The following is a 22,827-nucleotide window of genomic DNA, read 5'->3' as shown; positions in this document are numbered from 1 at the left end:
ATCAGCCCCGGGTGGGTGCGCGCAGGCTCAGCCCACAGGCCGCCTGGGTGGTACTGCTGTCACGGCACTGGGCCACGGCGTGGGCCAGTGCATCGATCGCCTTGGGTCGCGGGAAGGTCACCCGCCAGGCCAGCGCCACGGTCCGCGAAGGCACCGGATCCACAAAGGGCCGCACGGCCAGCAGTTCCGGCTGATAGTTCATGGCGGTGGCCGCCGACAGCGGCAGCACCGTGATCCCCAGACCGGAGGCCACCATGTGGCGGATGGTCTCCAGGGAGCTGCCCTCGGTCACCACCCCGCCGGCGGTCTCGCGGCGCTGGTTGATGGTGTCGATCAGCTCCGGGACGGACTCCAGCACCTGATCCCGGAAGCAGTGACCGGGGCCAAGCAGCAGCAGGGGCTGGTCCGCAAGCTGGCTGCTGTCGATGTGCTCGCATTCCGCCAGAGAGTGATCCGAAGGCATCAGCACAACGAATGGTTCATCATAGAGGGGCAGGGTGACCACCTCGGGTTCCTCGAACGGGAGCGCCACAATGATGGCATCCAGCTCTGAGTGGCGGAGCTTGCGACGCAGATCCCCGGTATAGCCTTCCTCAATGAAAAGGGACATCTCCGGGGCTTCTTCCCGCAGGCTCGGCATAAGCTGGGGGAACAGGTAGGGGCCGATGGTGTAGATGGCACCGACCTTGAGCGGCGAACTGAGCTGGTTCTTGCCGTCCTCGGCCAGATCATGGATCACACCGGCCTGATCCAGAACGCGCTGGGCCTGCTCCACAATGCGCTGGCCGATCTCGGTGACCTGGATACTGTTCTTGCTGCGCTCGAAAAGCGCAATACCCAGTTCATCCTCGAGTTTTCTAACGGCCACGCTGAGTGTAGGCTGGCTGACGTGGCAGCGTTCCGCCGCATGGCCGAAGTGCTTCTCCCGCGCCAGGGTGACGATGTAGCGAAGTTCGGTAAGGGTCATGGCCACTCCCGGGCCGGTGATGATTAAATTTTTCTATTGCAGCATATGAAATGAGCGGAGACAGCGCAATGCGCGATGCACGAATCCTCATGGCCGGCTGCGGCCGGCTCGGCCAGCGCATCGGCGCCGCCCTTGCCGAGCATCATCAGGTATTCGGTCTGAGGCGTCAGGCCAGCCGTGTACCCCTGCCCCTGACGCCCATCCAGGGGGATCTGCTGGACCCGGACAGCCTGGGCGAGCGGGTTCCGGAGGTGGACGTCGCCATCATCTGCCTGACACCGGACCAGTACGACGAGACGGGCTACCACCGGACCTTTGTGCAGGGCACCAGCAACCTCATGACCGTTCTGGAAGCCGCAAGCAGGCCACCACGACGGGTGTTCTTCATCTCCTCCACCGCGGTCTATGGCCAGCACCAGGGGGAATGGGTGGATGAAACCAGCCCCACGGAGCCGCCGCGCTACAACGGTTCCGCTCTGCTCACTGCTGAGCAGCGCCTCGGGGAGAGCCCGATCCCCGGCACAGTAGTGCGTTTTTCCGGCATCTACGGCAACGACCGGGACGGCATGCTCTCGCGCATGCGCGATGGCAGCATCGCCCCCGAACCGGACAGCGGCTATACCAACCGCATCCACGAAGACGACGCGGTGGGTGCGCTCTGCCACCTGGTCAACCGGACGCTGGACGGCGACGACCTCGCGGACTGCTACCTGGCCAGTGACTGCGAACCGGCCCGGCTGGGCGACGTGGTTGCCTGGGTGCGGGAGACCATGAGCTGTGATCCGGTCCGGCCCGATGCCCGGCGCGACAGCCGTGTCGGCTCCAAGCGTGTGGACAGCAGCCGGTTGCGGGAGGCGGGGTACCGCTTCCTGTTCCCGACCTTCCGGGAAGGCTACGCCAGCATGACTGGACATCCTGTGCCATAGTGTCCGTCTGTCCATTCTGACCCAGGGAGATCATGGCGAGTAACGAGCTGATCCTTTTCGGCGGCCTGTATGCACTGATCCTTGTGGCCCTGGCGTGGCTGGCCGAGCGCACCGGCGGCTGGCCGAAGCGCATGCGGGGCCTGCTCTACGGGATGTCGCTGGGCGTCTACTGCAGTTCCTGGACCTTCCTCGGTGCCGTGGGCAATGCGGCGGACAGCGGCTGGACCTTCCTGCCGATCTACCTCGGCCCCATCCTGATGTTCGTCTTCGCCTGGCCCTTCATCCGGCGTCTTCTGCTGGCCGGCAGCCGCAACCGGGTGACCTCCATCGCGGATTTCATCGGATCACGCTTCGGCAAGGACCAGAAGCTGGCGGCACTCGTGACCATGGTCGCGCTGATCGGCACCCTGCCCTACATCGCCCTGCAGCTGCGCGGCATTGCCCTGGCCTGGAGCTCGGCGAACATCTCCGACTGGCAGGTGCCCTTCGCCCTGGGCAACAACGTCAGTTTCTTCGCCGCCCTCTTTCTGGCCTGGTTCGCGATCACTTTCGGGACCCGCATCATCGATGGCGCCAATCGCCACCGGGGCCTTCTGGCCGTGGTGGCGGCAGAGTCCGCGGTCAAGCTGCTGGCCTTTATCCTGCTGGGCGGCTTCGCGATCTGGCTGCTGGCCGGTGAGACCGATATGCGGCCTCTGGGCGAGGCGTCGCCATTCTCGTTCTCCACCTTCGGTGATGCCGGTTTCTACACCCAGCTCCTGGTGAGCGCCCTCGCCATCGTCTGCCTGCCACGCCAGTTCCATGTCCTGGTGGTGGAATACCATGACGAGGCCTCGGCCCGCTGCGCACGCTGGATGTTCCCGCTCTATCTGGCACTGTTCGCCATTATGGTGCTGCCCCTGGTGGAGGCGGCCCGCCATCACCTGGCCGGCATGGCCATCCCCGGAGACAGCTATGTGCTTGCCCTGCCGGCGATCACCGGCCACTCCTGGCTGACCGCGGTGGCCTTTGTGGGCGCCATGTCGGCCGCCACCGCCATGGTGCTGGTGGCCACCATCGCCCTGTCGCTGATGATCTCCAACGAGCTCTTCATGCCGGCGTATCTGCGCATACGGGAGCGCCTGGACCGGCCACGCAGTGACCTGGGGGCGGTGCTGCGCCAGGTGCGCCAGGCCTCGATCCTGGGCATCCTGCTGCTGGGGTGGATACTGGAGCAGGCGGCCCGCTTCACCGAGGGGCTGTCCTACATGGGCCTGCTGGCCTTCACCTCCTGCGCCCAGCTCATGCCGGCACTGGTGGCGGGGCTCTACTGGCGCGGCGCCCACCGTAACGGTGTCCTGCTCGGCCTGCTCACGGGCACGCTGACCTGGCTCTATACCCTGCTGCTGCCGGTCCTCATCCAGTCCGACAATGGCTGGCTGACCCAGGGGCCCCTGGGGCTGGGGTGGCTGCAACCGCAGAACCTCCTGGGTCTCGGGAACTTCCTCGATCCCCTGACCCATGGCGTGGTCTGGAGCCTGGGCCTCAATATCCTGGTCATGACCCTGGTCTCCCGGGTTTCCAGGGCCACAGCCCTGGATGAACGCCAGGCCCTGGCCTTCATCGACCCCATGCCCGGCCACGGTCTCAGTGACGAGGACCTGTCTGCCACCGAGATCACCCTGCACCAGCTGCACGGGCTGATCCGCCCCGTCCTTGGCCAGGAGGAGTCCGACCGGCTCTGGGCGGAACTGGAGCAGAGCCAGGAGCAGCGCCTGCTGCCCTTCGACAAGGCCACGCGTTACACCGTGCGGGTGACGGAGTCCAAGCTGGGGTCCGTCATCGGGGCGGCTTCCGCGCACCGTGCCATCCGGCTGCTGGAGCGCCAGACGCCCCTGCAGATGGAGGACATCGTGGATCTGATGGGCGGCACCTCGGAGCAGCTCCAGTTCTCGCGCCACCTTCTTCAGACCACACTGGAAAACGTCCCCCAGGGGATCAGCGTGGTGGACCGCAACCTGGAACTGGTGACCTGGAACAGCCAGTACGAGAACCTGTTCAACTACCCGCCACGGCTTCTCTATGTGGGCTGCCCCATCGCACGGATCTATGAGTACAACGCCGCCCGTGGCCTGCTGTCGGATGTGCGCGACAACAACATCAATGCCGCCGTGGAGCGGCGCCTGGAGATGCTGCGCTCAGGCCGCCCCTACCGGCTGGAGCGCCATATGCCGGATGGCAGCGTCATCGAGATCCGGGGCAAGCCCATCCCCTCCGGCGGCTATGTGACCGCGTACAACGATGTCTCCGAATACCACCGCGTGATGACGGAACTCGAGGACGCCCGGGATACCCTGGAGCAACGGGTGGCCGAACGGACACGGGAGCTGTCCGCCGCCAACGAATCCCTCCAGAACGAGAATGAGCTCAGGGCGCGGATCGAGCGTGAGCTGCACCAGGTGCATGCCAGCAAGAGCCGCTTCCTGGCCGGTGCCAGCCACGACCTGCTGCAGCCGATCAACGCGGCTCGCCTGCTGTCTTCCACCCTGCTGCGCCAGCAGGGCAATGAGGCGGCCCCGGAGCTGCGCCACATTGATTCGGCGCTGGCCTCCGCCGAGACCCTGATCAGCCACCTGCGCGAGATCTCCCGGCTGGATTCCGGGCGCCTGGAACCGGAAGTACGCAATGTGGAGCTGGGCGCCATCCTGGAGGAGCTCATCAACGAGTTCCGCATGACCGCCGAACGCAAGGGGATACGGCTCGACTATGTGCCCTGCTCGCTCTGGATCCGTACCGACCCCCATCTGCTGCGGCGTGTGATCCAGAACTTCCTGAGCAACGCCATCAACTACACCCGCGAAGGGCGTGTGGTCCTGGGCTGTCGCCAGAGCGCGCAGTCGGTGAGCATCCAGGTCTGGGATACCGGTCCGGGCATCGCCGAATCGGACCAGCAGCGCATCTTTGATGAGTTCGAACGTCTCCATACCGACGCCACACGCGAGGTCCAGGGGCTGGGTCTGGGACTGCCGATCGCCATGCGCATCGCCCGCCTGCTGGAGCATCCCATCGACTGCCGATCCATCCAGGGGCAGGGCTCGATGTTCGCGCTGACCGCACCGCGGGGCACGCCGGAGCAGACCCGCCGGGATCAGCCCCAGACCGAGGATCCACAGCTGACCGGCCTTCAGGTCATCTGCATTGATAACGAGCCGCACCTGCTCGCCGGTCTGCAGGCCCTTCTGACCCAGTTCGGCTGCCGGGTCACCACCGCCAAGTCCCTGGGTGAGGCCATGCAGAAACGGCCGGCCGAGGCGCCGGATCTGGTGATTGCCGATTATCACCTGGACCAGGAGACCGGCGTGGAGGTGGCGCAGGCGCTGACGCTCAACTGGGAAGAGAAGGTACCGGTTCTGATCATCAGTGCCGACGACAGCGATCCCATCCGCAACGCGGTGCGCGAGGCGGGCTACCGTTTCCTGGCCAAACCGGTGGATGCGGCATCACTGCGGCTGACGCTGCGTCGCCTGCTGCGCCGCCGGCCCGGACACTGAGCCTGCGGGCGTTTCAGGGCACTAACATTATCGCGAGCAAGCTCGCTCCTACAGGTGCTGGCGCTGCGGGTCAGTCGGAGCGCTTCGCCAGCCAGTCAACCACCTTTGGCCAGATGTGGGTGGGGGCCGCACTGCCGGCCAGGATGCCCATGTGCCCACCCGGTACCAGAGCCTGCTCGATCTCGCGGCTTGAGACCTGATCCACGAGCGCACGACTGCATTCGGGGGTGACGAGCGGGTCGTTGTCGCCGTACACCAGCATGATGTCCGACGTGACGTCCTTCAGGGTGTGCTCCGGGTCGTGCATGGGCAGATCCCCGTGCGCCGTGCAGTTGTCCACCCACAGGTACTGCACAGTGTCCTGAATGACGCCGCCGGGGTAGGCCACCATGTCGTTGAGGAAGGCCCCCTGGGTGGCGTTCCGGGTCACGTACTCTTCCGAATGCAGGTTGCGCACCAGGTCCAGGTAGTTGCGCAGGCTGCTGATCGGCGAGGTGAGCTTGAAGGCGGTGGCGTTGGCCCAGCCCGGGGAACGCCAGAAGCGGCGCCTGGTCTGGTGGACCCGGAATCCGAGGGTGTTCTCGAGGAAGCTCAGGGACTTTGAGATCAGCTGGTACTGCTTACCGATGCTGCCGTTGGCGTGGTAGTCGCAGGGGCTGCCGATCAGGACCAGGTTACGGATGCGTTTGTCTTCGTCCAGCGCTGCGGCGCAGTAACTGAACAGGGCACCGAAGCTCCAGCCGTATAGGGAGACGTCGCTGGCGCCACTGTGTTTCCGGACTTCGTCGAGCAGTTCCGGCAAGTAGTCGGCGAAGTAGGTGGCGATGTCGAAGTGGTTGTGGTCCCAGCCCGGGGTGCCCCAGTCGATCAGGTAGAGCTCAAAGCCGCTGGCGCGCAGGTATTTGACGAGGCTGCGGTTGGGGAACAGGTCGTAGATGGACATGTTGACCGCGAGCGGGGCGACCAGGACCAGCGGGACCTTGTGGGTATCACGCTGGACGGGCATGGGGGTGTCGTCGTCGCCGACCGGAATGTGGTTTTCACGCAGCGGTGGGTAGTAGCGGACGTTCACGAGGTCGTCGCTGTGGATGACCTCGTAGGGGGTCTGTTCGGCCTGCACCAGGGTTTCCGGGTTGAGGAAGCGCTGGCGGGCATTGCGGGTGATTCTTGTAAAGCTGGTCAGGGGTTCATTCATGGATGCTGACATTCCCGGCTCCGGGGTCTTGGGGACTGAGACCTTGCTGCATCGGGGGTGGGGAGTGCCCTCCGGGAATCGCCACAAGTACGTCCATGTAGGCTGCGCGGTGGCCATCCATGGCCACCGAGCTTCCCTCCGAGCACTCCCCACCCCCTCAGGTCATACTCTTTAGTGGACGCCAGAAAGCATACCAAAGATTAAGAGAGAGACATTGACCTTCCCGGCAATCGAGCCAGTCAGGACTCTTCCTGGGAGACGTCGGCGAGGTCCAGCTGGCCCAGCTTGAGGGCGGCCTGGGTGCGGGAGTGGACGCCGAGTTTGCGGAATATCTCGGTGACGTGGGCCTTGACCGTGGCTTCCGTGACGTTCAGTTCGTAGGCGATCTGTTTGTTGAGCAGCCCCTGGCTGATCATGGTGGCAACGCGGAACTGTTGCGGGGTGAGCTCGGAAAGCGCATCCGCAACGCCGGATTCCTCCTCGCTGACGCCGGGTACGGCAAGGTCAACACCGTCCGGGAAGCAGAAGTCACCGCGTGCCACGTTCCGGATGGCCTGGCCGATGGCTTCCATGCTGGCACTCTTGGAGATGAAGCCAGCGGCGCCGTGGTCGGCAGCACGGCGGATGATGTCGTCGCGCTCGTTGGCGGAGATCATCAGCACCGGGATGTCCGGGTAGTGGGCGGTGAGGAAAAGCAGTGCGCTGAAACCGTGGGCGCCCGGCATGTGGAGGTCGAGGAGCACCAGTGAGGGCTCCCCGATCCGCGTTATCACCGACTGCAGGTCCCCGAAGTCCGATGCCTCTTCGAGGGTGGCATCAGGCTCTTCCTGACGGATCACATCCTTCAGGGCGGAGCGGAACAGCGGGTGGTCGTCGGCGACGATCAGGGTAGTCATGATTGGGGCATCACGCGTTTACCGGTTTCATACGGAAATGGGGCAGCGACTCAAGGTCGGTGCCCCATTGAAGATAGTCCTCGTTCAGCGCCTGCGCAATAAACCGTGGACCATGTAGGAGCAAGCCTCGCTCGCGATCGCAATCAATCGCGAGCAGGGCTCGCTCCTACAGGGCGGCTTACTGGTTGGAACCGGCTGCGACGCGGTGACCTTCGATGAGGTCATCGACCACGTTCGGGTCCGCCAGCGTGGAGGTGTCGCCCAAGGAGTCGAACTCGTCCGCGGCGATCTTGCGCAGGATGCGGCGCATGATCTTGCCGGAACGGGTCTTGGGCAGGCCGTCGGCCCACTGGATGACGTCCGGCGTGGCGATCGGGCCGATCTCCTTGCGCACGTGCTGCTTGAGTTCCTTGGCGAGTTCGTCGCTGGGTGACTGACCGTGGGTCAGGGTCACGTAGACGTAGATGCCCTGGCCCTTGATCTCGTGCGGGCAGCCCACCACGGCGGCTTCGGCGACGGCGTCGTGGGAGACCAGTGCGCTTTCCACCTCGGCGGTGCCCATGCGGTGGCCGGAGACGTTGAGGACGTCGTCCACGCGACCGGTGATCCAGTAGTAGCCGTCTTCGTCGCGCTTGGCACCGTCACCGGTGAAGTAACAGCCCTCATAGGTGGAGAAGTAGGTCTCCACGAAGCGCTGGTGGTTGCCCAGGATGGTGCGCATCTGGCCGGGCCAGCTGTCCTTCAGAACCAGGCCGCCGGAGGTGGCGCCTTCCATCTCGTTGCCCTCGGGGTCCATCAGCGCCGGCTGTACGCCGAAGAACGGCTTGGTGGCCGAGCCGGGCTTGAGGTCGATGGCGCCGGGCAGCGGCGAGATCAGGATGCCGCCGGTCTCGGTCTGCCACCAGGTGTCGACGATCGGGCACTGCCCCTTGCCGAACTTCTGGTGGAACCAGCGCCAGGCCTCGGGGTTGATGGGCTCGCCCACGGTACCCAGCAGCTTCAGGGAGCTGAGATCGGCGTTGGCCACGGGGGCATCACCCTCGGCCATCAGTGAACGGATCGCTGTCGGCGCGGTGTAGAAGGTGGCGATCTTGTACTTGTCGATGATACGGCCAAGGCGGCCCACATCCGGGTAGGTCGGCACGCCTTCGAACATCATGGTGGTGCCGCCGTTGGCGAGCGGGCCGTAGACCACGTAGGAGTGACCGGTGATCCAGCCCACGTCCGCACTGCACCAGTAGACCTCACCCGGGCGGTAGTCGAACACGTACTCGTGGGTAATGGAGGTGTGCAGCAGGTAGCCGCCAGTGGTGTGGACCACGCCCTTGGGCTTGCCGGTGGAGCCGGAGGTGTAGAGCACGAAGAGGGTGTCCTCGGCGCCCATCTCTTCCGGTTCGCACTGGTCGGACTGCTTGCCCACCAGGTCGCGGTACCAGATGTCGCGATTGCCATTGAAATCGACGTTGCCGCCGGTCGCCTTGAGCACCACGACGTTGTCGACGCTGGATTCCTTGCACAGTGACACCGCTTCATCGACGTTCGCCTTCAGCGGTACCCGCTTGCCACCACGGCGCGCTTCGTCGGCGGTGATGACGACCTTTGAGCCCCCGTCGTCAATGCGGCCGGCCAGTGCCTCCGGCGAGAAGCCACCGAAGACCACGCTGTGGATGGCGCCGATGCGCGCGCAGGCCAGCATGGCGTAGGCCGCCTCCGGCACCATGGGCATGTAGAGCGTCACGATGTCGCCCTTCTTCACGCCCAGCGACTTCAGGCCATTGGCGAGGCGGGAAACTTCCTCGTGCAGCTCGGCATAGGTGATGACGCGGTTGTCTTCACTTTCCTCGTCCGGCTCCCAGATGATGGCCGGCTGACCACTGCGCTCCGCCAGGTGACGGTCAATGCAGTTGGCCGCCGCGTTCAAAGTGCCGTCATCGAACCAGCGGATGTGCACATCGTTGCTGGCGAAGGAGACATCCTTGACGCGCGAGAACGGCTTCATCCAGTCGAGCCGCCTGGCCTGCTCCGCCCAGAAGGTCTCTGGCTCCCGAATGGAACGCTGGTACATGGACTCGTAGGTGTCCTTGTCGATCAGCGCCTTGTTCCGGAAGTGGTCCGTGACCGGGTAGACCGCTTCGTCACTCATCACTGCCTCCTTAAAATCATTGTTCGTTGGTCAATTCGGGGCCTTCATTGGAAAGGCATCGTGTCTGCCAGTGTCGGCAAGGGCGGCGGCTCTGGGTATTAGACCATGGTCTAAAAGCGTTTATCCCTTTCATGGCAAGGGCTTAACAAAAGCGTGACGCAGTTTAGACCAAAGTCGTATGGAGACTGGTGCCCAGCCGGTCAAAGCTGTGTCGTAGCGGTGATCCCACCGTGAACGCGTTGACAACAATAATGGGGGGAAATGCTGATGGCATTCCAGAATGAAACACTCAAAAAGCAGTACTGGCGCGACAACCTGCGCATCATCGGTGGATTGCTCGCTGTCTGGGCCTTTGTGTCCTTTGGCTGCGGCATCATCTTCGCGGAGGCGTTAAACGCCATCCACATCGGCGGTTACCCGCTCGGTTTCTGGTTCGCACAGCAGGGCTCGATCATCACCTTCGTGGTGTTGATTTTCGTGTACGCGAAACTCATGGACCGGCTGGACCGGAAATACGGCGTCCAGGAAACCGAAGACGCGAAGTAAAAGAGGCTTACCATGGACCAGCAGACACTGATCTACATTGTCGTGGGCGCCACCTTCGCGCTCTACCTCGGCATTGCCATTTACTGTAAGGCGGGCTCCACCCGCGAATTCTACGTCGCATCCAAAGGTGTTCATCCGGTTGCCAACGGCATGGCCACGGCAGCCGACTGGATGTCTGCGGCGAGCTTCATCTCCATGGCCGGCCTCATTGCCTTCCTCGGCTACGGCGGCTCGGTCTTCCTCATGGGCTGGACCGGCGGCTTCGTACTGCTTGCCATGCTCCTGGCGCCTTACCTGCGCAAGTTCGGCAAGTTCACGGTGCCCGAGTTCCTGGGGGATCGCTACTATTCCAACACTGCGCGCGTTATCGGCGTGATCTGCCTGATCCTGGCCTCGCTGACCTACGTCATCGGCCAGATGACCGGTACCGGTGTCGCCTTCTCCCGCTTCCTGGAAGTGAGCTATGAGATGGGCCTGTCGATCGGCATGCTGATCGTGTTCTTCTACGCGGTCATGGGCGGCATGAAGGGGATCACCTACACCCAGATCGCCCAGTACTGCGTGATGATCCTGGCCTACACCATTCCGGCAATCTTCATCTCCCTGCAGATGACCGGCTGGGCACTGCCACAGATCGGCCTGGGGGCACAGCTGACCGAGCACGGCACCTACGTGCTGGACCGTCTCGACCAGGTCCTCAACGAGCTGGGCTTTGCCGAGTACGTGGCGGTGGATGAACACAACCGCATCAACATGTTCTTCTACACCCTCTCGCTGATGATCGGTACTGCGGGCCTGCCGCACGTGATCATCCGCTTCTTCACGGTTCCGACGGTCAAGGCGGCACGCTCCTCCGCGGGCTGGGCCCTGGTGTTCATCGCCATTCTCTACACCACCGCTCCGACCGTTGGCGCCATGGCCCGTCTGAACCTGATGGAGACCTTCGGCACCACCGAGGCCACCGAGATGGTCTACGAAGAGCGGCCCCAGTGGGTGAAGAACTGGGAGCAGACCGGTCTGATCGAGTTCACTGACAAGAACAACGACGGCACCATCAACTACAGCTCCAACGAGGCGGAGAACGAGGTCACCGAGCTCAACCGTGACATCATCGTTCTGGCCAACCCCGAGATCGCCATGCTGCCCGACTGGGTCATCGCGATCGTGGCCGCTGGTGGCCTCGCCGCCGCTCTGTCCACGGCAGCCGGCCTGTTGCTGGCCATCTCCTCGGCGGTCTCCCACGACCTGCTGAAAGGGGTGTTCAAGCCGGACATTTCGGAGAAGAACGAGCTGCTCGCAGGCCGGATCTCAATGGCGGCGTCCATTGCCGTGGCCGGTTACCTGGGCTTCAATCCACCCGGCTTCGCGGCGGGGACAGTGGCACTGGCCTTCGGGCTCGCAGCGGCCAGCCTGTTCCCGGCCCTGATGTTCGGCATCTTCTACAAGAAGATGAACAAGGAAGGCGCCATCGCCGGCATGCTGGCGGGCCTGACCGTGAATCTGCTCTACGTGTTCCAGCACAAGGGCATCATGTTCGTCGCCAGCACGTCCTTCCTGGGCGACCTGGATCCGAACTGGTTCTTCGGGATCTCGCCGAACGCCTTCGGTGCGGTTGGTGCCATCGTCAACTTCATCGTCGCCATGGCCGTGTGCAAGATGACCCCGGAACCGCCGGACAACATCCAGCACATCGTGGACGACGTGCGGGTACCGGTGGGCTCCTCGATCGCCTCGGGCGGTCACTGAGTCCTGACGGTTCAACCCCCGGACAGTGCTGCTTCGGCAGCACTGTCCGGTTTCAGCTACCCTTTACGGAGCTGCCGCGAGAGTGCCCTGTTGTCACAGAGTATTCTCCCGGCAATTCCCTTTCCCGATTCAGAGGCCCTGCATGTTCCGCAACTTCCATTTCATTGTCGCGCTTCTGGTTGCTCCGATTCTGGCCATCCTGGCCTGGTACGCTGCGGACAGCGCCCTCGGTGACCGCAAGGAGCCGGCGAAGGAGGGGCTTGGTTACGAGCTGATCGGTGACTCCAACTGCCGCTATGAGAGTGGCACCTGCACCATGAGCAACGGCAACTTTGAACTGGCTATCCAGGTGGACCGGGCCGGCGGCGAGAACCAGCTGGCGGTGCGGCTGGAGTCCGCCCACCCGCTGGACGCCATGACCATGGGCTGGGTCAACCCCGGCGCGGAGAAAACGGAACAGACCGCTCTGGAGCCGGCCAACGACAGACGCACCCGCTGGGAAGGCGTGATTCCGGGAGAAGCGAGCACCAAGGCCCGCATGCGCGTCCTGGCCCGGGCGGACGGCACCAGCTACTACGGCGAGGCCAAGACCGTCTTCATCGATTACGAAACCAGTTTCGGGGAGGACTTCCGGAAATGACCGAAACCCAGTCCCTGCCGCCAGAGCTGGCCTCCATCGCGGATTTCATCCGCCAGACACTGCCCTTCAACGCCCTGCCCGAAGGAGAGGTTGAGCGCATTGTCCATGAGATGGAGATCGGCTATTTCCGCAACGGGCATGTGTTCAACGAGAACACCCGGGATCAGGGACTGCGTATTCTGCGAAGTGGTGCCGTCGAGATCCGCAGCCAGGACGGCGAGCTGCTCGACCGTCTGGCCGAGGGCGAAAGCTTCGCCCTGAGCGGGCTTCTCCAGCAGGAACCCGGTGTGCGGGCGGTCCTGATCGAGGACAGCCTGATCTACTTCCTGCCGCAGAAGGCCTACCAGGACCTGCGCGGGCGCTTCCGGGACTTCGACCGTTTCTTCCATGGCCAGCGCAGCCGGCGCCTGTTCCGGGCCACCCGCAGCATGGTGTCACCGGATGGCATGCTCACGCCGGTAACCAGCCTGATGGCCACCGATCTGGTCACCACCAGCGAGGAGACGCCCGTCTGCGAGCTGGCGGAGATGATGTCCAGCCGCCGGGTTTCCTCGGCACTGGTGCTCAATGACGGCAAGCTGAGCGGCATCGTCACCGACCGCGACCTCCGCAGCCGGGTACTGGCGGCGCGCCGTTCGCCGGACACCCCGGTTTCCGAAATCATGACGGCGGACCCGGTGAGCCTCGAGCGTAAGGCGACCCTGTTTGACGCCACCCTGCTGATGACCCGCCACCGCATGCACCACCTTCCGGTGCTTGAGGACCGCAGGCCTGTAGGCATCCTCACCACCTCGGACCTGATCACAGCCCGCCAGGACGACCCGGTCTACATCGTCCAGCGCCTGTCACGCCAGGAATCGGTCGCCACCATGCAGACGGTGCTTCGCGACATTCCCCAGTTCCTGCTGCGCTGGACGGATGCCGGGGTACCGGCGGATCAGGTCAGCCACATCCTCACCGCCATCAGCGATACCGTAACCAACCGGCTGATCGAAATGGCCCTGGACGAACTGGGCCCGGCCCCGGTGCCCTTCGCCTGGCTGTGCTTCGGCTCCCAGGCGCGGGCGGAGCAGCTGCTCAACGCCGATCAGGATAACGGCCTGGTGATCGCGGACGAGGCCACCGACGAGGACGTGGCCTGGTTCGAGAAGCTGGCCACCAGGGTCAGCGACTGGCTCAATGAGTGCGGCTATGTCTACTGCAATGGCAACGTCATGGCCACCAATCCCTTCTGGCGGCGCCGGCTCACGGGCTGGTACGAGGCCGTGGACAACTGGGTCACCAGTTTCAGCCCACACCATGTGATGGAGATCAGCATCGCCTTCGATCTCCGCACCGTCCACGGCGACGCCTCTCTTACCAGCCGGGTCCAGTCCCACATGCTGGAACGGGTCCGGGCCAACTCCATCTTCCAGGCCGCCCTGGCGGAGAACGTGCTGGAAGGCAGCCCGCCCATCGGCATCTTCCGGCGCTTCGTGGTGGAGCGCAACGGCGATCACAAGGACACCCTGAACCTGAAGAAGCGTGGTCTGCTGCCGATCATCGAAATTGTGCGGCTGCACGCCCTGGCATCCGGGGTTGACCGCATCAACACGCTGGAACGGTTGGACGAGCTGGCCCGCGGCAAGCACATGACCCGGTATGACGCACGCAACCTGCAGGACGCCCTGCGCTTTCTGATGCAGGTGCGGCTCCAGGTACAGGCGGACCAGATCCGTGAGGGCGAGGAGCTGAGCAACTACTGCAACCCACGCAACCTGCCCAAACTGGCCCGCGAACAGCTGCGTGACGCCTTCCAGCTGGTGGACAGCGCCCAGAAGTCGGTGCGCCTGGCCTACCGCCAGGGGATGCGCTGATGTGGCTGACCCGCGCCCGCCGGGAGCGGGCACGGCGCCGCTATGCCCGCCACCCCTTCCCGGACCCGACGCTGCAGCGCCTCCTGGCAAGCCCCTGGCCGGACACCAACGCCCTCTGGGATGAGGTGGACTGGCTGGCCATCGACCTGGAAACCACCGGCCTCGACCCGAAGACCGGCTACATCATCAGCTTCGGCTGGGTGGCGGTGGACCGCGGCCGGATCCGGCTGGACACGGCCCGGCACCTGCTGATCGACAGCCGCAACCTGGTGGGCGACAGCGCCACCATCCATCACATCCGGGACACGGACCGCAGCGAAGGCGTGGATCTGCCCTCCGCATTACGCATGCTGGCAAGGGCAATGACCGACCGCCTCCCGGTCATGCACCATGCACCTCTGGACACAGGGTTTCTGCGCGCCGCCTACCGGGAACAGTTCGGCATGGACTGGTTCCAGCCCACGGCGGACACACTGGTGCTGGAGAAAAAACGCCTGTTCCAGCGCGAGCAGACAATGCCGGGGAATGTTCTGCGCCTGAACCGGTGCCGCGAGCGTTATGGCCTGCCGGAAACCAATGCGCACAATGCGTTGGAGGATGCCCTGGCGTGCGGGGAACTCTTCATGGCCTGGGCCCGCCACTTCGGCGGTGACGGCCCCAGGGTCAAGGACTGCCTCAGCCGGGTCTGACCCTACTTCAGCACCATGATGGCATCCATCTCCACCTGCGCGCCCTTGGGCAGTGCCGCCACGCCAATGGCGGCGCGCGCGGGATAGGGCTCGGTGAAGACGGTGGTCATGATCTCGTTGACGATGGCGAAGTTGCCCATGTCGGTGAGGTAGATATTGAGCTTGACCAGGTCCTGGATGTTGCCCCCGGAAGCCTCACAGACGGCCTTCAGGTTCTCGAAGACCCGCTTGACCTGTTCCTCAAAACCGCCGGGCACCAGGTCCATGGTCCGCGGATCCAGCGGGATCTGGCCGGAGAGATAGACCGTATCCCCCGCCTTCACGGCCTGGGAATAGGGGCCAATGGCTTCGGGGGCGGTATCCGTCTGGATAATGGACTTGTTCGTCATGGGTTACGGCGTTCCTGTCGTCTGTAGCGGAAAAACACGATGCTCGCCCGCTGGCGCGGCGCTGTCAACGGCGTACCCGGGTAACGGATTTGACCGTGCGCAGGTTGCGGATGCGCCGCATGATCCGTGCCAGCTGGGTACGTCCGCGCACATGCAGGGTCATGACGACGACACTGTGGCGGGCGTCGTACTCGTCCACGTTGATCCCCTCGAGGTTGGCCTCCGCCAGGGCCACGGTATTGGCCAGCTCGGCAATCAGCCCCCGCTTCCGCGCCGTCTCCACACGCAGCTCAACCGAGAAGTCATCGGTGATGTCCTTGGCCCAGCTCAGATAGACCAGCTGGGGTGAGTCCGCGTCCAGATGGCGCACGCTCTCGCAGCGCTCGGAGTGGATCACCATGCCGCTGCCGGAACTCATGCGGCCCACGATGGGGTCCCCCGGAATGGGCTGGCAGCAGTCCGCGAACTGGATGATCGAGCCCTCGCTGCCGGCAATGGTCATGGTCTGGCCAGCCCGGGTGTCCTCCAGGGCCGGCGTCGCATCACTGTCCTCGCCGGTATCCGGCGCCAGCTGGCGGGCAACGATGTAGGCCATGCGGTTACCGATCCCGATATCCGCCAGCAGCCGCTCGAAGCTCTCCACCTGGTTGTGCTCAAGCACCCGCCGGACCCGGGCATCACCCAGGTCATCCAGGCGTGTGCCGAGACTGTTCAGAGAACGGCTCAGGAGCTGACGCCCCAGATCCACCGACTCCTTGCGCTGCTGGGTCTTGAGGGCGTGGCGGATGCTCGAGCGCGCCTTGCCGGTTACCACATAGTTGAGCCAGACCGGACTGGGCCGGGCCCCGGGCGCCGTGATGATCTCCACCGTCTGGCCGCTCTGCAGCGGCTGGCTGAGCGAGGCGAGCTGGCGGTCCACGCGGCAGGCGACACAGGCGTTACCGATGTCGGTGTGGATGGCGTAAGCGAAGTCCACCGGCGTTGCGCCGCGTGGCATCTCCATAATCCGGCCTTTGGGTGTGAACACGTAGATCTCGTCCGGGAACAGATCCACCTTCACGTGCTCGATGAATTCCAGGGAGTCGTCCGCCCGCTCACGCATTTCCATGAGCCCTTCCAGCCAGCGGTCAACCCGTTTCTGGTTGACCTCGCCCACATCAGATTCGTCCTTGTACATCCAGTGGGCGGCAATGCCGTGGTTGGCGACGCTTTCCATCTCCTCCGTGCGGATCTGGATCTCGATGTTCACGTGCTTGCCGAACAGCGTGGTGTGGAGCGACTGATAGCCATTGGCCTTGGGCATGGCGATGTAGTCCTTGAAGCGCCCCGGCAGTGGTTTGTAGAGACTGTGAACCGCGCCCAGGATACGGTAGCAGTCGTCCACGGAGTCGGTAACAATCCGGAACGCGTAGACGTCCATGATCTCGCCGAAGGATTTGTGCTTGAACTTCATCTTGTTGTAGATGGAGTTCAGGTGTTTCTCGCGCCCCTTAATGCGTCCGGGCAGCCCGCGCTCCTGCAGCTTGGACTCGAGGCCGGCGCGGATCTCGTTGATGATCTCATGGTGATCGCCCCGCAGCTTGCGCACCGCCTTGGCGATGTATTGCGAGCGCATCGGGTACATGGCGGCAAATCCCAGGTCCTCCAGCTCCACGCACAGGCTGTGCATGCCGAGGCGGTGGGCGATGGGGGCGTAGATGTCGAGGGTCTCGGTGGCGATGCGGCGGCGTTTCTCGGGGTTCAGGGGGCCGAGGGTGCGCATGTTGTGCAGCCGGTCCGCCAGCTTGACCAGGATCACGCGGATGTCACGCGCCATGGCCAGGGTCATCTTCTGGAAGTTTTCCGCCTGCGCCTCGGCACGGGAACGGAACTCAATCTGCGTGAGCTTGCTGACGCCATCCACCAGCTCGGCGACCGGGGCGCCAAACTGCTCGATGAGCGCGTCCTTGGGGATGCCCGTGTCCTCGATGACGTCATGGAGCATGGCCGCCATCAGACTCTGATGGTCGAGATTGAGCTGCGCCAGGATGCTCGCCACCGCCAGCGGGTGACTGATGTAGCGCTCGCCACTGCGGCGATACTGGCCCTCATGGGCCTGTTCCGCATAGAAATAGGCCCGCCGCACCTGGTTGACCTTCTGGTCATCCAGGTAGTTTCCCAGTCGTTCCGCCAGTGCGTCGATCGTCGACATCGGCTCTTCCGGACGCTCCGGTACGTGGTGATTAAGCGGGGTGCACTCCCTGCCCGGTTTTCACTCCCTTTATCGTTCTACCCAATTATAGCGTGTACACGCATAAAAAAACCGGGGTCACCCCGGTTTTACTGACTCAGGCCGATCGCTTCAGCCCTCGGCTTCGCCTTCTTCGCTGGACGGCGCGCTGGCAGCGGGTGCGGATTCACCGACTTCCGCCTGCATCGCCCGTTCGTCGGCTTCAACGCTCTCGAAGCTGATCTTGCCGGCCGCGATCTCACGCAGGGCCAGAACCGTCGGCTTGTCATTCTCCGGCGGCACCTTGGGCTCACTGCCATAGGTAGCCAGCTGGCGGGCCCGCCTGGTGGAAAGCATGACAAGCTGGAAGCGATTGTCGACGTGGTCCAGACAGTCCTCAACGGTGACGCGTGCCATGGATTACCTCTGCTCGTGTTTGGGTCACTGGGTTGCACACTGTAACACCAGTGATCGCTTTATGGCCATTACTGATCAGCCTTCGACAGCGCCTTCAGCAGTGCCTCGTGGCGCTGGCTCTGGCGGCTCAGACACTGGCGCTGGGCACGGATGACCACCAGCAGCTCGTTCAGGGCGCGCTCAAAGTCGTCATTGACCACCAGGTAGTCGTACTCAGCCACATGCCGGCATTCCTCGGCAGCCTCGTGCAGACGGCGCTCGATCACCTCGCCACTGTCCTGGCCGCGCCCGTGGAGCCGGTCGCGCAGGGCTTCCGGCGAAGGCGGTACAATGAACACGGAGACAGCGTGCGGACGCAGGCGCCGGATCTGCTGCGCCCCCTGCCAGTCGATCTCCAGGATCACGTCCAGGCCGGCGGCAAGCTGCTCATCCACCCAGTCCCCGGAGGTGCCGTAGTAGTTGTCGAACACCTGCGCGTGCTCCAGGAAGGTGCCCGCTTCCATGAGCGACAGGAACTCCTGCTCGGTGACGAAGTGATAGTTGACGCCATCCTGCTCGCCCGGGCGCGCCGGCCGTGTGGTGTGCGACACCGAAACGGTCAGTGCCGGGTCGCGCTCCAGCGCCTGGGATACCAGGCTGGTCTTGCCCGCCCCGGAAGGCGCCGACACCACAAATAGCGTGCCCAGGTAAGGCTGCTCGCTCATGATCGGATTACTCCACGTTCTGTACTTGTTCGCGCGTCTGTTCAATCAGCACCTTGATCTCCACCGCCACACGGGTCAGTTCCGCCGCCGTGGACTTGCTGCTGAGGGTGTTGGCCTCCCGGTTGAGTTCCTGCATCAGGAAATCCAGGCGCCGACCCACCGGACCGGTCTGTTCCAGCGCTGCCCGGACTTCCGCAACATGGGCATCAAGCCGGTCCAGCTCCTCGGATACGTCCGCTTTCTGGGCCAGGATTGCCAGTTCCTGCGCCAGGCGCTCATCCGCCGGTTCAGCTCCAAGCTCCGCCAGACGCTCCACCAACCGCTGGCGCTGCTGCTCTCGCCATTCCGGCATGCTCCGACGCAGTTCCGCCACGTACGCCTCAATGGCACCCAGCCGTTCCTCCAGCAGGGGCACCAGGCGCTCACCTTCCCGGCGGCGCTGCTCATCCACGTCATCAAGGGTAAGCTCAAGCAGCTCGTCCGCGGCTGCCACAACGGCTTCCTCCGGCAATTCGCCACCGGAGAGCACGCCCGGCCACCGCAGGACATCCAGTGGTGAGACCGGTGCCGTGTCCCCGATCTCCTGCTCCACCCGGACCATGGACTGGCGCAGGCGGCGCAGCGCCACCGGATCCGGCTCCTCACCGGACGCCCGCTCAGCCTCCTCCAGCCGGAACTGGAGTTCCACCCGCCCCCGTGAGAGACGCCGGCCAAGGCGTTCCCGGTACGCCATCTCCCGGTGACGCAGCGGTTCCGGCAGACGCAGGGATGGATCCAGATAGCGGTGATTCACGGTGCGGCATTCGCACGTCAGCGTGCCCCACGCCGCCTGGCTCCGGCGGCGTGCGAACGCCGTCATGCTGTTCAGTGTGGCCATGGCCACTCCCGTTGCGCTCGAGCATGAACCGCGCAGTATATCACCGCTGGCAAGCGCACGCCCGTACCCCGGCTGGCATGCTAGACTCTGCGCCCTGACCATCCATCAACCCTGAGGAGCGAGCATGCGCCCGAGTGGCCGAAACCCCGATCAACTGCGCGATATCCGCCTGACCCGCCACTACACCAAGCACGCCGAGGGGGCCGTCCTGACCGAGTTCGGTGACACCCGCGTGATCTGTACCGCCAGTGTGGAGAACAAAGTGCCCCCCTTCCTCAAAGGCCAGGGCCAGGGCTGGGTAACCGCCGAGTACGGCATGCTGCCCCGTTCCACCGGCGACCGCATGGGCCGTGAGGCCAGCCGCGGCAAGCAGGGCGGGCGCACCATCGAGATCCAGCGCCTGATCGGGCGCTCACTGCGCGCGGCCGTGGACCTGGAAGCGCTGGGCGAGCACAGCATCGTGATTGACTGCGACGTTATCCAGGCCGATGGCGGCACCCGTACCGCGGCGATCACCGGCGGCTGTGTGGCCCTGGTGGATGCCCTCAACACCCTGGTCGCCAACGGCCGGTTGAGCCGCAGCCCGCTCAAGCAGATGGTCGGCGCCATTTCGGTGGGCGTCTATGACGGCACGCCCGTTCTGGACCTGGACTATCCGGAAGATTCCTCGGCGGAGACCGACATGAACGTGATCATGACGGACAGGGGCGGCTTCATCGAGATCCAGGGTACGGCGGAAGGCGAGTCGTTCGAGCAGCAGGAGCTGGATGCCATGCTGGGTCTGGCACGCAAGGGCATCAACGAGCTGTTCGAGGCCCAGAAGGCCGCGCTTGCCGGGTAATCACTCCGGCGAGATGCGGTAATCCATCACCACGGGCGCGTGGTCGGAGAACCCCGCGTCCGTGTCGATCCAGCCATCCTCAAGCGCATCGTGCAGGCCCGGTGTCAGCATCTGGTAGTCCGTCCGCCAGCCGGCGGCCCGACGCCAGTTGCGCGCCCACTCCGGCCACCAGGACGCTGCCCTGTCATCCGCCTCCAGTGAGCGGAAAGCATCCAGGTAGCCCTGCTGGTTGAACAGCTCGTCCATCCAGGCCCGCTCATGGGGCAGGAATCCGGAAACAGGCTGGCGGTGGAAGAAGGAGTCGGCGTCCTCGTCCCGGTGGGCAGTGCGCAGATTGGCGCAGATGATGTACTGGCGCCGCTTCCGGGCGGTCTTGCCGGTATGGGTCAGGAAGGCCTCCATGAAGGCGTCGCGGGCCTGCTCCCCACCGGCCTCGTCGGCCGCCGGCGCCAGCACGGACGCCACACTCAGTCTCTGGAAGTCCGCCTGCAGATAACGGCCCTCCATATCCCCGGCCCGTAGTTGAAGCCGTAGATGATGGCCTTGGGGAAATGCCGGGTGTAGAACCCCACACCGCCGCTTTCCGGATTCTCCGCATCCACGAACCAGGCCTGATAGCCCTCGGGGGTCAGCGCCGGATCATCCTCGATCTCCGCGACCCGCACCCGGTGATCCTGAACCGCCACCACGTCCGCATCCTGCTCCGCGAGCCACTCGAAAAACCCCTTGCTGATTGCCTCGCGCAATCCGTTGACACTGACTGTAACGACCCGCATAAATGATTCCAGTATCGATTTGTGTGTATCATACCCATGCTTGCCAATGGACAAAATACGCTGACCCCGAAGGCCCCTATGATCGAAACCTATCAGAGAGAGTTCATCGAGTTCGCCATTGCCCGCAAAGTGCTCCGCTTCGGGGAGTTCGAACTGAAATCCGGCCGCACCAGCCCGTATTTCTTCAATACGGGCCTTTTCCAGCGCGGCAGCGATCTGGCCCGGCTCGGCCAGGCCTATGCCCAGGCGCTGACACGCAGCGACCTGGAGTTCGACATGGTCTTCGGCCCGGCCTACAAGGGCATTCCCCTGGCCACCGCCACCGCCTCGGCACTGGCCACCCACCATCGCCTGGACCTGCCCTGGGCCTTCAACCGCAAGGAAGACAAGGCCCACGGCGAGGGCGGCGACATCGTGGGCGCCCCGCTGGAAGGCCGGGTCCTGATCGTGGACGACGTGATCACCGCCGGCACCGCCGTGCGTGAATCCATCGAGCGCATCCAGGCCGCAGGCGCAACACCGGCCGGCGTCCTGGTGGCTCTGGACCGCCAGGAAAAGGGCCAGGCGGAACGCTCCGCCATCCAGGAGGTGGAGGCGGAATTCGACATACCGGTGGTGAGCATCATCAGCCTCGACCAGATCCTGGAGTACCTGCGCGAACTGCCGGACATGTCGGACTATGCTGAAGAAGTAGCCCGCTACCGGGACACCTACGGCGTGGCGTGAGCACGCGGACTGGAGAGAACCCCCGATGTACCGATGGTTACTGACTGCACTGTGCCTGACCCTGACCGCGCCCGTCTTCGGCGAGATGTACCGGTATGAGACCGAGGAGGGCAGGACGGTCATGAGCAACACACTGCCCCGGGAAGCGCTCAAACAGGGTTATGAAGTGCTCAACAAAAGTGGCCGCGTCATCGAGAAGGTCCCGCCACCGCCGACCGAGGAAGAGCTGGCCGAACGCCGTCGGGAGCGCGAACGCCAGGAACGGCTCGAAAAGGAACGCGAGGAACAGAAAAAAGAGGACCGGCGGCTGCTGCGCCAGTACAGCTCACCGGATGACGCGGTGCGCGCCCTTCAGCGCAAGCTGCGCGAGCGCTTCGGAACCGTGCGCCTGAAGCTGGCCAACATAAAAAATATCGAAGGGCAGATCGCGAACCTCCAGAAACGTGCCGCCAACCAGGAACGTACCGGCCAGGAGGTTCCGGAATCCCTGCGTGAGAAGATGGAAACCCAGCGCGCGGAAAAAACCGCTCTGCTGAACGAGATCCAGCAAGAGATCAGCAGGGCGGAACAGACCCGTGAGGACTACCGGGACAAGATCAAACGCCTTGAGAAGCTGACCGGGAAGAAGCGCAGTTTACCCCTGACCATCCCGGAGGAAGAGACGGCCCGCGAGGAACTGGCCACGATGGGCGACTGACATTCCATAAAAAACGGGCAGCGGCTCGCGCCACTGCCCGTTCCATTTCAGCCCGAA

General features: G+C 64.2%; 21 protein-coding genes. 10 read left to right on the top strand and 11 right to left on the bottom strand.

The genetic code is table 11. The annotated features are described in order from the left end of the window. Nucleotide 1: 1 nt before the first annotated feature. Nucleotides 2-967 carry a hydrogen peroxide-inducible genes activator gene (locus F3089_RS12970; protein ID WP_151441209.1) on the bottom strand — a complete coding sequence of 322 codons (966 nt, stop codon included), beginning with the start codon at nt 965-967 and terminating at the stop codon, nt 2-4. Between the two features lie 68 nt (nt 968-1,035). On the opposite strand from F3089_RS12970, the gene F3089_RS12965 reads away from it, so the two are divergent. Both F3089_RS12965 and F3089_RS12960 read left to right on the top strand, forming a co-directional pair. After that, nucleotides 1,036-1,893 (top strand): NAD(P)H-binding protein, encoded by an 858-nt coding sequence (locus F3089_RS12965; RefSeq protein ID WP_192497381.1) that lies wholly within the window; start codon nt 1,036-1,038, stop codon nt 1,891-1,893. Between the two features lie 32 nt (nt 1,894-1,925). Next, nucleotides 1,926-5,423 carry a hybrid sensor histidine kinase/response regulator gene (locus F3089_RS12960; RefSeq protein WP_151441207.1) on the top strand — a complete coding sequence of 1,166 codons (3,498 nt, stop codon included), beginning with the start codon at nt 1,926-1,928 and terminating at the stop codon, nt 5,421-5,423. 70 nt (nt 5,424-5,493) lie between these two features. On the opposite strand, the gene F3089_RS12955 is transcribed toward F3089_RS12960, so the two are convergent. From F3089_RS12955 to acs, 3 genes are all read right to left on the bottom strand, one after another. Continuing rightward, a complete protein-coding gene (locus F3089_RS12955) occupies nt 5,494-6,618 on the bottom strand; it encodes an alpha/beta fold hydrolase (protein WP_192497380.1) in 1,125 nt (374 codons plus the stop codon). Nucleotides 6,619-6,857: 239 nt separating this feature from the next. Beyond that, nucleotides 6,858-7,514: a response regulator gene (locus F3089_RS12950; protein WP_095616503.1), complete on the bottom strand. Its 657-nt coding sequence runs from the start codon at nt 7,512-7,514 to the stop codon at nt 6,858-6,860. Nucleotides 7,515-7,692: 178 nt separating this feature from the next. Then, nucleotides 7,693-9,657 carry an acetate--CoA ligase gene (gene acs / locus F3089_RS12945; protein WP_151441205.1) on the bottom strand — a complete coding sequence of 655 codons (1,965 nt, stop codon included), beginning with the start codon at nt 9,655-9,657 and terminating at the stop codon, nt 7,693-7,695. 267 nt (nt 9,658-9,924) lie between these two features. Between acs and F3089_RS12940 the strand changes: the two genes are divergently transcribed. The 5 genes from F3089_RS12940 to F3089_RS12920 all read left to right on the top strand — a co-directional run bounded on the left by F3089_RS12940 (nt 9,925) and on the right by F3089_RS12920 (nt 15,134). Next, complete coding sequence (locus tag F3089_RS12940; protein ID WP_151441204.1) at nt 9,925-10,203, top strand: DUF4212 domain-containing protein; 279 nt, start codon at nt 9,925-9,927, stop codon at nt 10,201-10,203. A 12-nt stretch (nt 10,204-10,215) separates the two neighbouring features. Continuing rightward, nucleotides 10,216-11,949, top strand: coding sequence for a sodium:solute symporter family protein (locus F3089_RS12935; RefSeq protein ID WP_151441203.1), 1,734 nt, complete (start codon nt 10,216-10,218; stop codon nt 11,947-11,949). A 142-nt stretch (nt 11,950-12,091) separates the two neighbouring features. Continuing rightward, nucleotides 12,092-12,589, top strand: a complete 498-nt coding sequence (locus tag F3089_RS12930; RefSeq protein WP_151441202.1) for a hypothetical protein — start codon at nt 12,092-12,094, stop codon at nt 12,587-12,589. Next, nucleotides 12,586-14,445 (top strand): putative nucleotidyltransferase substrate binding domain-containing protein, encoded by a 1,860-nt coding sequence (locus F3089_RS12925; protein ID WP_151441201.1) that lies wholly within the window; start codon nt 12,586-12,588, stop codon nt 14,443-14,445. The genes F3089_RS12930 and F3089_RS12925 overlap by 4 nt, the downstream gene beginning before the upstream one ends. Continuing rightward, on the top strand, nt 14,445-15,134 hold the full coding sequence (locus F3089_RS12920; RefSeq protein WP_095616498.1) for an exonuclease domain-containing protein: 690 nt from the start codon (nt 14,445-14,447) through the stop codon (nt 15,132-15,134). Before F3089_RS12925 ends, F3089_RS12920 begins: the two co-directional genes overlap by 1 nt. A gap of 2 nt (nt 15,135-15,136) precedes the next feature. Here the strand turns inward: F3089_RS12920 and ridA are convergent, their stop codons facing one another. The 5 genes from ridA to F3089_RS12895 form a co-directional block, all read right to left on the bottom strand. Next, nucleotides 15,137-15,523: a deaminase RidA gene (gene ridA, locus F3089_RS12915; protein WP_095616497.1), complete on the bottom strand. Its 387-nt coding sequence runs from the start codon at nt 15,521-15,523 to the stop codon at nt 15,137-15,139. Between the two features lie 64 nt (nt 15,524-15,587). Next, nucleotides 15,588-17,714, bottom strand: coding sequence for a RelA/SpoT family protein (locus tag F3089_RS12910; RefSeq protein ID WP_151441200.1), 2,127 nt, complete (start codon nt 17,712-17,714; stop codon nt 15,588-15,590). Nucleotides 17,715-17,864: 150 nt separating this feature from the next. Then, complete coding sequence (gene rpoZ, locus F3089_RS12905; RefSeq protein WP_151441199.1) at nt 17,865-18,149, bottom strand: DNA-directed RNA polymerase subunit omega; 285 nt, start codon at nt 18,147-18,149, stop codon at nt 17,865-17,867. A 68-nt stretch (nt 18,150-18,217) separates the two neighbouring features. After that, nucleotides 18,218-18,853, bottom strand: a complete 636-nt coding sequence (gmk, locus tag F3089_RS12900) for a guanylate kinase (protein ID WP_151441198.1) — start codon at nt 18,851-18,853, stop codon at nt 18,218-18,220. A 7-nt stretch (nt 18,854-18,860) separates the two neighbouring features. Continuing rightward, complete coding sequence (locus F3089_RS12895) at nt 18,861-19,730, bottom strand: YicC/YloC family endoribonuclease (protein WP_225741759.1); 870 nt, start codon at nt 19,728-19,730, stop codon at nt 18,861-18,863. Nucleotides 19,731-19,854: 124 nt separating this feature from the next. Here F3089_RS12895 and rph point away from each other — a divergent pair, with 124 nt between their 5' ends. Continuing rightward, on the top strand, nt 19,855-20,571 hold the full coding sequence (rph, locus tag F3089_RS12890; protein WP_151441197.1) for a ribonuclease PH: 717 nt from the start codon (nt 19,855-19,857) through the stop codon (nt 20,569-20,571). Here the strand turns inward: rph and F3089_RS12885 are convergent, their stop codons facing one another. Both F3089_RS12885 and F3089_RS16085 read right to left on the bottom strand, forming a co-directional pair. Continuing rightward, nucleotides 20,572-21,078 carry an exonuclease/endonuclease/phosphatase family protein gene (locus F3089_RS12885; RefSeq protein ID WP_225741758.1) on the bottom strand — a complete coding sequence of 169 codons (507 nt, stop codon included), beginning with the start codon at nt 21,076-21,078 and terminating at the stop codon, nt 20,572-20,574. Next, nucleotides 21,039-21,347, bottom strand: a complete 309-nt coding sequence (locus tag F3089_RS16085) for an exonuclease/endonuclease/phosphatase family protein (RefSeq protein ID WP_225741757.1) — start codon at nt 21,345-21,347, stop codon at nt 21,039-21,041. The genes F3089_RS12885 and F3089_RS16085 overlap by 40 nt, the downstream gene beginning before the upstream one ends. A gap of 81 nt (nt 21,348-21,428) precedes the next feature. Between F3089_RS16085 and pyrE the strand changes: the two genes are divergently transcribed. Beyond that, on the top strand, nt 21,429-22,073 hold the full coding sequence (pyrE, locus tag F3089_RS12880; protein ID WP_151441253.1) for an orotate phosphoribosyltransferase: 645 nt from the start codon (nt 21,429-21,431) through the stop codon (nt 22,071-22,073). Between the two features lie 25 nt (nt 22,074-22,098). Next, nucleotides 22,099-22,770, top strand: coding sequence for a DUF4124 domain-containing protein (locus tag F3089_RS12875; protein ID WP_151441196.1), 672 nt, complete (start codon nt 22,099-22,101; stop codon nt 22,768-22,770). Nucleotides 22,771-22,827: the final 57 nt, after the last annotated feature.

The sequence above is a fragment of the Halospina sp. K52047b genome (assembly GCF_008709855.1).
GTDB lineage: Bacteria > Pseudomonadota > Gammaproteobacteria > Pseudomonadales > Oleiphilaceae > Halospina > Halospina utahensis_B.
The sequence above is the reverse complement of the archived record's forward strand: the minus strand, read 5'-3'. Positions and strand labels throughout refer to the sequence as shown.